This is a genomic window from Nonomuraea sp. NPDC005650 (assembly GCF_040605375.1).
Taxonomy (GTDB): Bacteria; Actinomycetota; Actinomycetes; order Streptosporangiales; family Streptosporangiaceae; genus Nonomuraea.
This window is the reverse complement of record NZ_JBEXCR010000107.1, coordinates 1-10,298: the sequence shown is the minus strand read 5'-3', so window position 1 is coordinate 10,298 and position 10,298 is coordinate 1. Positions and strand designations below refer to the sequence as shown.

The following is a 10,298-nucleotide window of genomic DNA, read 5'->3' as shown; positions in this document are numbered from 1 at the left end:
CCATCGACCGGACCACCTACAAAGCCACCATCAGCATCAACATGATCCCGGCCAGCCCTTGACGCGCTACCCCAGCCCTAACTGAACGGCGTTGGTTCTAGAGCCGGGCCGTACAGCGGACGCATTTGGCAGGCAGCATCGGCCGCGCATCGCTCCAGCCCGCCTTCCTGACGATCTCGGCGTACCAGGCCGCGCCCTCAGGAGTCAGCCATTGACTCCCGAGCAACTGGCCAGTCCTGCGGTCGATCACGATCTGCCCTACGACCGACTCCGCCTTGTATTGGAGGGCCAGCCCATCGAGCCCGAACGTTCCGAGAATGTCGTCGACCACCTTGACGCCCGGCTCATTCGCGAGGAGAAGGTAGGCGGCAGCCCTGGTGCCAGGCGTCGCCGGTGAGTTGATGAGCCGCGTGGCGGCCTCCGCGAGCCAGGGCTCGCGCTCGGCGGCCAGCTGCGGGTCGTAGCTGTCCAGCAGCCGCGCCCTGAGCGCCGCCGGCTCCTTGGGGAGGTTCCGCAGCTCCACCATCGTCGGCTTCAGCCCCTCGGCGAGCTCCAGTCCCAGATCCAGCTCCACCGAGGAGTATGCGGGCATGTTCTTGTCGCACCCCCGCGCGGGGCACAGCTTGGGGGAGCCGTCCCGTCGCCACGCTTTCAGGCCCTCGGCCGTGTACGGCTTCGACGACACCGGCTCCTGCCAGCCGTAGACCTCGCGGCTGGGCCCGAAGGCGAGGACCTCCATGGCCCGTTCCTCGACCCCGTAGTCCTGGCCGTTCTTCGTCCGCATGACCCGCTCGGTGTCTCGTCGCCAGAAGCGGCCCTTCGCCTCCGGTGTCGCCGCCAGCCTGGCGGCCGCGGCTTCCAGTTTCCGCATGGGCGTGACCGCTGCCGGCTCCGGCGTAGGTCGAGGTACGAGGGCCACCACCGCGCCGACCACGAGCGCGACGGCCGCCGCGACGAGCGCCATCCCCGTCCACGACCTTCTGCCCGCCCGCACCCTGGGCGCAGGAGGTACCCGGGTTGCTGCGAATACCCGCTCCCGCGCCGCCGCCAGCTGGTCGGCCGACGGGGGCGGCACATCGGGCATCACCGAGTCGATGACCTGGAACTCGTTCATCCCAACACCTCACGCAGCTTGGTCCTGGCCCTGCTCAACCGGGACGCGACCGTCCCTGGGGCGATCCTGAGCGCCGCCGCCACCTCGTCGTAGCTCAGCCCGCCGTACGCGATGAGGAGCACCACGTCGCGCTCCCCCTTCGACAGCCGCGCCAGCGCCCCCGCCAGCCGGTCGACCGTCACGCTCGCGCTGAGCCTGTCCACGATCCGCTGGTCGTGTCCTTCGTCGTCAGGTGGCGGCCCCGTCCTGGCCATGGCGCGGTACCTGCGCACCTCGGCGCGCCGGTGGCGGCCGATGAGTTTGGTCGCGATCCCGTACAGCCACGGCCTGACGCCACCGACGGCCGAGTCGAAGCGTTCACGTTGCCTGAAGGCGATGAGGAACGTCTCCGCGGCGAGATCCTCGGCCACGTCGGGGTCGAGCCTGCGCCCGATGTAGCGCCGGATCTCCTCGTAATGGGCTTCGAAGACGGCCTCGAAGACGTCAGGAGCAGTGATCACACCCTTGATTGCCCGCAAGCATGCGATTCTTCCCGAAAATCTTTGAGTCGCGGAGTTCGTGCCAGACGTACATACGGCTCTCGGGGGTTCCGTCTTCGCACGCTCGGCGACTCCCGAAGGCCGTGCCGGATTGCCAGGCCTCAGCCGGTGTGATCCTCGAACTCCCACTCTCCGATCCGGCCGATCTTCTCTGCGAGCTCACCCCATGTGGGGGCTTCCATGACGGCGATCCGATCGCCGAGCCACTCGGTCACCTGGTCGGGATGCAGTTCGGCGACGAAAAGCCAGTGCCGGCCGATGAGAAAGGAGCGGTGCCGGAGTTGCTCTGTCAGGGCCGACGGGGTGCAGACGGTGAGTTGAAATCGTTCCTCGCCCGACTCGCCCTGAGGACCGACGTGGATTTCCAGGAGCTCGCAGGCATGGGCCGGATCGTCGAGTGTCCGCCCCGCCTCAAGATCGACCCAACGGAACTCTCCTACTCGTGCTCTCACCGTCCCATGATCGCGCACACGTGGGCTGTCAGCTCGGGGGTTCCGGAGTGCTCTGCCGTTCCTTGCTCGGTGCCGTTCGCGTCAGGCGCCCGGGGCGGCGACGGCGTCCGGTGGGAGGCGGCGGGAGAGGTGGAGGAGGGTGAGGCTCGCCAGCGCGAGCAGGACGGTGAGGGTGCCCCACAGCAGCGCGGGCGCGGCGCCCAGCAGGGCCGAGAAGGCGGCCGGGGCGACGACGTTGCCGATCGCCCAGGTCTGCTGGTGGATCGCCAGGTAGCGGCCGCGGAGGGCGGGTGGTGCCGTGGCCACGGCCAGGGCCCAGGACGGGGTGGCGTGCATCAGCTCGCCCGCCGTGAACACGAGGGTGGCCGCCACCAGGGCGATGACGCGCGGTGATCCGGGAGGAAGCGCGGCCGCCGCGGCGTACAGGACGCACGACACGATCAGGGCCGCCCCACCGAGGGCCATGGCGTGGGTACGGCGGGCGGCGCGCTGGCGTCGCCGGACGGCGAGCTGGCCCACCGCCACCAGGATCGTGTTGAGCGTGTACAGCAGGCCCAGCAGCCAGGCGGGGGCACCGAGCACCGTGACGGCGTAGACCGGCAGCGCGATCGGAAGGACCATGCGCGTCAGCGTGAACGCCTGCTCGGCCGCCACCAGCCCGACGAAGGGCCGGTCCGCCAGCACCCGCCGGTACCCGCCCCGCTCCGGCGGTGTCGGCTCCACCGGCGCGCGCCGGCCCGACAGGATCAGGCATCCGGTGGCCACGGCGAAGCTGGCCGCGTTGACCGACGCGATGATCACGAAGCCGGTCGTGCCGCCCAGCGACACCACCCCCGCCGACAGCAGCCCGCCCAGGCCGAACGCGACGTTCCTGGCGGTCGACATCAGCGCGTACAACCGGTCCCGGTCCGCACCCGTGGCCAGGACCGAGACGTAGCCGCCGGAGGCGGGATAGTAGGCCCGGTCTCCGACCGCGACGAGCGCGGCGACCACGATCAGCCCGGCGAAGCCGTCCACGAACGGGTACGCGGCGAAGCTCAGCGCGCGCAGCACGTACGTACCCATCAGCACGCGCCGCGCGTCGAACCGGTCGATGAGCACGCCAGCCACCGGGTTCGCGGCCAGCCCCACCGCGGCCGCCGCCGTCACCCCCAGCCCGACCACGGTCATGGGCAGGCCGGTGACCCGGTGGATGAACAGCAGGGTGAGCGGGTAGTACAGGCCGCTGCCCAGGGCGTCCACGAACATCCCGACGAGAAACGGCCGCACGCCCGACCGGCGCTGCACGGAGGCGATCGACATGACCAGGAGTATCAGCGGACGCGGGGCCGCCCCGGATCGGTCACCGGCCCTAGACGTTCTACGCCGATGGTCCTAGGCGCTCCTTCGCCCCGGTTCGCACGATCCACGTAAAAGGCCAGGTCAGGAACGGTACGACACGCTCTTTGGGCGAATGGGGCCCACCCCTCGCGGGTATCGGTCGCATGCATCTCCGGCTACACCCCTGGTGTGCCTATCACCATGCCTGAAAGGGAATCAGATGACCCAGACCGCAGAGCGTACCGAGACGACTGAGCGCGAAACCGAAGAGCGGGAGGCGTTCGAGTCGCTGATGCTCGCCGCGCTCGCAGCGCGCCGCGAGGAGAGCACCGAGATGGGCATCGAGCACCCGCTGATGCTGGCCATGCTCATGCGCCGCCGCAGGGAAGGCGGGACGAGCATGATCGAGCACCCGCTGATGCTCGCCATGCTCATGCGCCGCCGCACAGAAGGCGAAGAGAGCGGCATCGAACACCCCCTCCTCCTCGCCATGCTCATGCGCCGCCGCAGGGAAAGCGGGACGAGCATGATCGAGCACCCGCTGATGCTCGCCGCGCTCATGCGCCGCCGCACAGAAGGCGAAGAGAGCGGCATCGAACACCCCCTCCTCCTCGCCATGCTCATGCGCCGCCGCAAGGAAGGCGGAACGAGCATGATCGAGCACCCCCTCCTGCTCGCCGCGCTCATGCGCCGCCGCACAGAAGGCGAAGAAGCCGGCATCGAACACCCGCTGATGCTGGCCGCCCTTGCCTCCCGATAACCGCGCCCGCCGGACCGCAAGGAAGAACGCCGTCTCCTGGTTTCCCGGCATCGGAAACCGGGAGGCGGCTCACACCAAACCGTAAAGGAGCACCTCATGGCGCCGGAGCAAACCGGTAACTCCTCCGAGCACAACCCTCTGGAGTCCATGATCGACGACCTCATCCGCGACATCCTCAGCGAGTCCGGCCAGACCACCAAGGCCCGCGCACGCGGCGTGGACCCCATGGCGACCCTGATCGAATCGGCCCTCGCGTCGACCTCGGGCATGGCGTCGAAGACGTCGCCGATGGAAAGGCTCCTGCTCACGCAGGTGCTGTCGTCCGCGCTGGCGGACGCTCTCGCGCCCGCGCTGGCGGAGGTCCTGGCACCCGAGATCATGAAGTCGCTGGAACATCATCTCTCCCCCGGCCCGGCCAGTGGCATGGCGTCGACGCGCAGCACGGCCAAAGGAGGAGCGGCGAGCAGAAGGAAGACCTGAACCTCCGCCGCGGCGCCGGGCGATCGGCAGGGCTGTCCTGGTGGCCGCCCGCCGGACCGGTGCGGCGGCGCACGCACGGAGCGGCGGCGCACGTACGGAGCCCGGTGTCCTGGGGAGCTTCACCGGGACGCCGGGCAGGACCCCGGCACCGGGCAGGGTGGCCGCGGCACCGGGCAGGGGCTGCGGCACCGGGCAGGGGCTGCGGCGCCGGGCTGAAATCGGTGGCCAGGTGCCTTATGGTGCGAGCTGGTGAGATGGAATCATCGGCCCATGAACGCTGACGTCATCGTCGTCGGAGCCGGTCTGGCCGGTCTGGTGGCGACCTGCGAACTGACCGCCCGGGGCAAGAAGGTCGCGGTGGTCGACCAGGAGAGCGCCGCCAATCTGGGTGGCCAGGCCTTCTGGTCGTTCGGGGGCCTGTTCCTCGTCGACTCCCCGCAGCAGCGGCGCATGGGCGTGAAGGACTCCTTCGAGCTGGCCTGGAACGACTGGCAGGGCAGCGCCCAGTTCGACCGCCTGGAGGACGAGGACTCCTGGGCCGTGCGGTGGGCGCGGGCCTACGTCGAGTTCGCCGCCGGGGAGAAGCGGCCCTGGCTGGACAGCCTGGGCATCAAGTTCCTGCCCACCGTCGGCTGGGCCGAGCGGGGCAACCTACGCGCGGACGGGCACGGGAACTCCGTGCCGCGCTTCCACGTCACCTGGGGCACGGGGCCGGGTGTGCTGAAGCCGTTCGTCCGCCGGGTCCTGCACGCGGCCGGCAGCGGGCTGGTCACCTTCCACCACCGCCACCAGGTGGACGAGCTGATCGTCAGCGGCGGTGCCGTGCAGGGCGTGCGTGGCACGCTGCTCGCCGAGGACGACTCGCCGCGCGGGGTCGCCTCCAACCGCGACAAGATCGGCGAGTTCGAGCTGACGGCGCCGGCGGTGATCATCACCAGCGGCGGCATCGGCGGCAACCACGACCTGGTACGCCGCTACTGGCCCGAGCGCATGGGCACCGCGCCGGAGAGCATGGTCACGGGCGTGCCCGCGTACGTGGACGGCCGGATGCTGGACATCGGCGCCGAGGCCGGGGCGCGGCTGGTCAACCGCGACCGCATGTGGCACTACACGGAGGGCCTGCGCAACTGGGACCCCATCTGGCCTGGTCACGGCATCCGGATCCTGCCCGGCCCCTCCTCGATGTGGTTCGACGCGATGGGGCGGCGGCTGCCCGACCCCTGCCTGCCCGGCTACGACACGTTGAGCACGCTGCGGCACCTGCGTGGCACCGGCCACGACCACTCCTGGTTCGTGCTCACCCAGAAGATCATCGAGAAGGAGTTCGCCCTGTCGGGTTCCGAGCAGAACCCCGACATCACCGGCAACGACCGCAAGGCGTTCCTCCGGGAGCGCCTCCTCGGGAAGGGCGCCCCGGCCCCGGTGGAGGCGTTCAAGCGCAACGGCGCCGACTTCGTCGTGGCCGGCACCTTGGACGAGCTGGTCGCCAAGATGAACCGGCTGACGCCCGAACCCCTGCTCGACGCCGACCTCATCCGCCGCCAGATCGAGGCCCGCGACCTGCAGATCGCCAACCCGTTCAGCAAGGACTCCCAGATCCAGGGCATCCGCAACGCCCGCCGGTATCTCGGCGACAAGCTGGGCCGCACCGTCGCACCGCACCGGATCCTCGATCCCGCCGCCGGGCCGCTGATCGGGGTCATGCTCCACGTACTCACCCGCAAGACGCTCGGCGGCATCCAGACCGACCTCGACTCCCGCGCCCTGGGGCTGGACGGCGAGCCGATCGACGGGCTGTTCGCGGCGGGCGAGATCGCGGGCTTCGGCGGTGGCGGCGTGCACGGCTACAACGCCCTCGAAGGCACCTTCCTCGGCGGCTGCATCTTCTCCGGCCGCCAAGCCGGCCGCGCCGCAGCCCGCTAACCCGCCGCAGCCCGCCGACCCAGCGCAGCCCACTGACCCGCTGCACCCACTGACCCGCTGCACCCACTGACCCGCCGCACCCGCTGCCCCGGCGCAGCACGCCAGCCGCGCCGCAGCCCACTGGCCCGCCGCAGCACGCCGACCCGCCGCGGCCCCGGTACGCCCTACTTCCACAGGTAGTCGTAACGCGGCGGGGCCTGGCCGACGAGGACGTCGCCGTCGCGGACCTGCCACTCCTGCTGCCCCTTGACCTCGTGGAACACCAGGAAAAGCCCGCAGACGCGATCGCCGTCCGCGTCCGCGGGCGGCAGGGCGGCGATCTGGCGGATCCGCGCGAGAACCTCGTCGACCTGGCTCTCGCGAACGGCACGCGCGTAGCAGGCGGCATCCAGCCAGCCGCCTTCGGGGAAGACCCAGCCCTCCGTCTCGCCCTGGCGGATGATCCGCTCAGCTTCGGATCGCTGCCCGGAGAACTCGAGCCAGCCGCGTATGTAGACCCATGCACTCATGACCACATGATGGCTTGCAGGAAGTTGAGAGCATTTGTCGGATTTGGCTGCGGCGGTCACCACCCGGACGGCAGACTGTGGTTTGCGGCCATCACGTGCCTGCCTTCGTTCTCTGACGAGAGCCCGCGAAGGAGGGCCGGGGTGGCCGTCACCATTACGCCTGTCCCAGCAATTGGGCCTCCAGCTCCGGAGCGAGGCCGACGCCCGGCCGGTCCGGGCGCATCGGGGGAAGCCCGCCGATGCTCTGGAGCCACCGCCACGTGTCGGCCACCGTCTCCTCCAGCGGACGGCACCGCAGGCCCGCCGCCACCGCCTTGGACACGTCGGCCCCGTGCAGGAAGTCGTAGTCCTCGCCCACCAGCCAGATCGGCAGGTCCGTCCACGGTCTCACGCCCGCCGCCAGGATCTGCTCGGCGGCCAGCCAGCGCAGCTCGGCGGCTGACCCAGTCACCTTGACGCAGGTCTCCAGAAGCTGCCCCATCGTCGCGAACCCCGGCGGGCTCACCACGTCGTACGCCCCGCCGAGCCCGCGCCGAGCCGCCGCCAGGCACCACCCGGCCAGGTCGCGGGCGTCGATGTACTGCAGACCGAGGTCGCGCGGCTCCGGGGCGAGCACCGGGCCGCCGCGCGCGATCCTGCCCAGCCACCAGGGCAGGCGCCCGATGTTCTCGTACGGGCCCAGGATCAGGCCCGCGCGGGCCAGCAGCGCCCGGTCGCCGAACGCCGCGACCGCCCCGAGCTCCGCGCCCGCCTTGTTCTTGGCGTAGTCGTCGTCGCCGTCGTCCGCCGACACCTCCACGACCGGGGCGCTCTCGTCCGCGCCGAACGGCACCGGCGGCGCGTACACCGACCGGCTGGACACGTAGACGTAGTGGCCCGCCCGGCCGGCCAGGAGCGACGCGGCCTCCCCGACCGCGGCCCGCGCCCACGACCAGGTGTCGACCACGACGTCCCACTCCCCGCGCTCCAGCGCCGCCAGCCCGCCGGGGGCCGCCCGGTCGCCGCGCAACGCCGTCACGCCCGCCCGCGGCTCCTGGGTGCCACGGTTGAACGTCGTCACCTCCCAGCCCAGCGCCACCGCCTCGTCGACGAACGCCCGCCCCACGAACTCCGTACCGCCCAGCACCAAAAGCTTCATGGCATCCACCTTGGCCCGGCGGGTCCCGGTGCGGTAGCCGGGCACGCCCTCAGCGGAATCGCCACCAGCGAAAGCCCGCCGTACGGCCTCCCCTGGCGCACGCTCCGTCATGTTGCGATGGCCGTGCGCGGGTAAATGTCACAGACAGTGATGCAGTCGGTACGAGATGGATGGTGAGACGGCTGATTCCACGCTCGATCCGCGCACGCCTGACCACGATCGCGACGTCGATAGCGGCCCTGGTCTTCGTCGCGGCCTCCGCCATCACCCTCGCCACCGTGCCGGAGAACCTGCGCAGCATGGTTCAGGCCAGGGTCGAGCTGGCCGTACGGCGGGTCGCCGCCGAGGCGAGCGCGGGGCGGCTGCCCCGGGTGCTGGTGACCCCGTCACGGGTCCAGATCCTCCAGGTGGTCGCGGCGGACGGCAGGGTGCTCGCGAGCAGCCCCGGCCTGACCCAGAGCCTGCGGCGGCCGGACCTCGAGCCCACCATGCCCGAGACCGTCCGCGTCGGCGAGCGGACCATGTCCCGCAGCCCCGACGAGCCCAAGACCCACTACCTGGTCATGGCGATCTCGGTGCGGACCCCGCAGGGCCCGGTGACCGTCTACGGGGCGTCCTCGCTGACCGACGTGGACCGAGCCCTCAAATGGATATATGTCCTGGTGTTCATCGGCACTCCGCTCATCCTGGTGAGCGTGGCGGGCATCACCTGGGTCGCGGTCGGGTCCGCGCTGCGCCCCGTGGAGCGCATCCGCGCCGAGCTGGCCGAGATCACCGGCCAAGACCTCACCCGGCGCGTGCCCGTACCCGAGACCGGCGACGAGATCAGCCACCTGGCCGCCACCACCAACGACACCCTCGACCGTCTCGAACGCTCCGCCGAGACCCAGCGCCGCTTCGTCGCCGACGCCTCCCACGAGCTCCGCAGCCCGATCTCGGCCCTGCGCGCCCAGCTTGAGGTGGCCAACGCCTATCCCGACGAGACGGACTGGCCGACCACCGGCGAGCGGGCGCTGGACGCCGCCGACCGCCTGGCCGGCATCATCGACGAACTGCTCATGCTGGCCCGGCTGGACGCCGGCGCGGCCGGCGAGCGCCGCGTGGTGGACGTGGCCCGCGTGGCGATGGACCAGGTCCGCCGCCGCGAGGGCAGCCGGGTGCCCATCATCCCCGACGTCTGCGCCGCGGCGCCCGTCCACGGCTCGCTCATGCAGCTCGACCGCCTGCTGACGAACCTGCTCGACAACGCCACCCGGCACGCCGCCACCCGGATCGACCTGGAGGTGGCCGTGGAGGGCGACAAGGTCATCGTCGCGGTGACCGACGACGGCGAGGGCGTACCGGCGCCCGACAGGGAGCGGGTCTTCGAGCGCTTCACCCGCCTGGCCAGCGCCAGGGCCAAGGACAAGGGCGGCAGCGGCCTGGGCCTGGCGCTGTCCCGCGACATCGCCATGGCCCACTGCGGCACGCTCACCATCGCCGAGCACTCGCCCGGCGCCCGCTTCGTGGCCACCCTCCCTCTGTACGGGGAGCCGTGACGGATGTACGGGGAGCCGTGACGGACCGGAGTCTGTCGTAGGCGGTCCGTACACTCGCGGGCATGGATCTGCACCAGCTCGCCGCCGAGATCGAGCCCATCTCCAGCCGATACGCGGACAAGCTCGGGATCGAGCGCGATGACGCCTGGTTCCTGCTCAAGCTCCAGGAGGAGCTCGGCGAGCTGACCCAGGCGTTCCTCATGCGTTCGGGCCTGGCCAGGACCAAGGGGCGCACCCCGGACGAGCTGGAGGCGGGTTTCCGGGAGGAGCTGGCCGACGTGCTGTGCCACGTGATCCTCATGGCCCACCATCACGGGGTCGACCTGGAGGCGGAGATCGCACGCAAGTGGCTGGCCTGGAAACCCTGAGCCCGGTTCGCCGTCGCGGCGGGAGACGCGCACCCGAAAAGAGAGCGGCCCGCCCGAGAGGAGGTGTATTCGAGGGGTCGTCGCAACACGGTGAGCACTCACTGGCGGCGGCCAGCATAGCGAGCTGAGTGGGTTTCCGCAGTCCCGAGTTGCGGGG

General features: G+C 71.0%; 11 protein-coding genes. 5 read left to right on the top strand and 6 right to left on the bottom strand.

The annotated features are described in order from the left end of the window. Positions 1 to 97: 97 nt before the first annotated feature. From ABZS69_RS66665 to ABZS69_RS66650, 4 genes are all read right to left on the bottom strand, one after another. Positions 98 to 1,114 (bottom strand): CU044_5270 family protein, encoded by a 1,017-nt coding sequence (locus tag ABZS69_RS66665; RefSeq protein ID WP_355395472.1) that lies wholly within the window; start codon positions 1,112 to 1,114, stop codon positions 98 to 100. Next, positions 1,111 to 1,614 carry an RNA polymerase sigma factor gene (locus ABZS69_RS66660; RefSeq protein ID WP_355395470.1) on the bottom strand — a complete coding sequence of 168 codons (504 nt, stop codon included), beginning with the start codon at positions 1,612 to 1,614 and terminating at the stop codon, positions 1,111 to 1,113. The genes ABZS69_RS66665 and ABZS69_RS66660 overlap by 4 nt, the downstream gene beginning before the upstream one ends. A gap of 140 nt (positions 1,615 to 1,754) precedes the next feature. Further along, positions 1,755 to 2,123: an Imm8 family immunity protein gene (locus ABZS69_RS66655; RefSeq protein WP_355395467.1), complete on the bottom strand. Its 369-nt coding sequence runs from the start codon at positions 2,121 to 2,123 to the stop codon at positions 1,755 to 1,757. A gap of 63 nt (positions 2,124 to 2,186) precedes the next feature. Further along, positions 2,187 to 3,407, bottom strand: coding sequence for an MFS transporter (locus tag ABZS69_RS66650; protein ID WP_355395464.1), 1,221 nt, complete (start codon positions 3,405 to 3,407; stop codon positions 2,187 to 2,189). Between the two features lie 238 nt (positions 3,408 to 3,645). On the opposite strand from ABZS69_RS66650, the gene ABZS69_RS66645 reads away from it, so the two are divergent. The 3 genes from ABZS69_RS66645 to ABZS69_RS66635 all read left to right on the top strand — a co-directional run bounded on the left by ABZS69_RS66645 (position 3,646) and on the right by ABZS69_RS66635 (position 6,588). After that, on the top strand, positions 3,646 to 4,185 hold the full coding sequence (locus ABZS69_RS66645; RefSeq protein WP_355395462.1) for a hypothetical protein: 540 nt from the start codon (positions 3,646 to 3,648) through the stop codon (positions 4,183 to 4,185). A 147-nt stretch (positions 4,186 to 4,332) separates the two neighbouring features. Then, positions 4,333 to 4,665 (top strand): hypothetical protein, encoded by a 333-nt coding sequence (locus ABZS69_RS66640; RefSeq protein WP_355395459.1) that lies wholly within the window; start codon positions 4,333 to 4,335, stop codon positions 4,663 to 4,665. A gap of 270 nt (positions 4,666 to 4,935) precedes the next feature. Further along, positions 4,936 to 6,588, top strand: a complete 1,653-nt coding sequence (locus ABZS69_RS66635; protein ID WP_355395456.1) for an FAD-binding dehydrogenase — start codon at positions 4,936 to 4,938, stop codon at positions 6,586 to 6,588. Between the two features lie 164 nt (positions 6,589 to 6,752). Here the strand turns inward: ABZS69_RS66635 and ABZS69_RS66630 are convergent, their stop codons facing one another. Beyond that, positions 6,753 to 7,097 (bottom strand): hypothetical protein, encoded by a 345-nt coding sequence (locus tag ABZS69_RS66630; RefSeq protein WP_355395454.1) that lies wholly within the window; start codon positions 7,095 to 7,097, stop codon positions 6,753 to 6,755. A gap of 154 nt (positions 7,098 to 7,251) precedes the next feature. Then, the gene (locus ABZS69_RS66625; protein ID WP_355395451.1) at positions 7,252 to 8,235 is read right to left on the bottom strand and encodes an NAD-dependent epimerase/dehydratase family protein; all 984 of its coding nucleotides are present in this window, start codon (positions 8,233 to 8,235) and stop codon (positions 7,252 to 7,254) included. A 170-nt stretch (positions 8,236 to 8,405) separates the two neighbouring features. On the opposite strand from ABZS69_RS66625, the gene ABZS69_RS66620 reads away from it, so the two are divergent. After that, entirely contained in the window at positions 8,406 to 9,773 is a 1,368-nt protein-coding gene (locus ABZS69_RS66620) for an ATP-binding protein (protein WP_355395448.1), read from the top strand. A gap of 62 nt (positions 9,774 to 9,835) precedes the next feature. Beyond that, entirely contained in the window at positions 9,836 to 10,141 is a 306-nt protein-coding gene (locus ABZS69_RS66615; protein ID WP_355395445.1) for a pyrophosphatase, read from the top strand. Positions 10,142 to 10,298 lie beyond the last annotated feature (157 nt).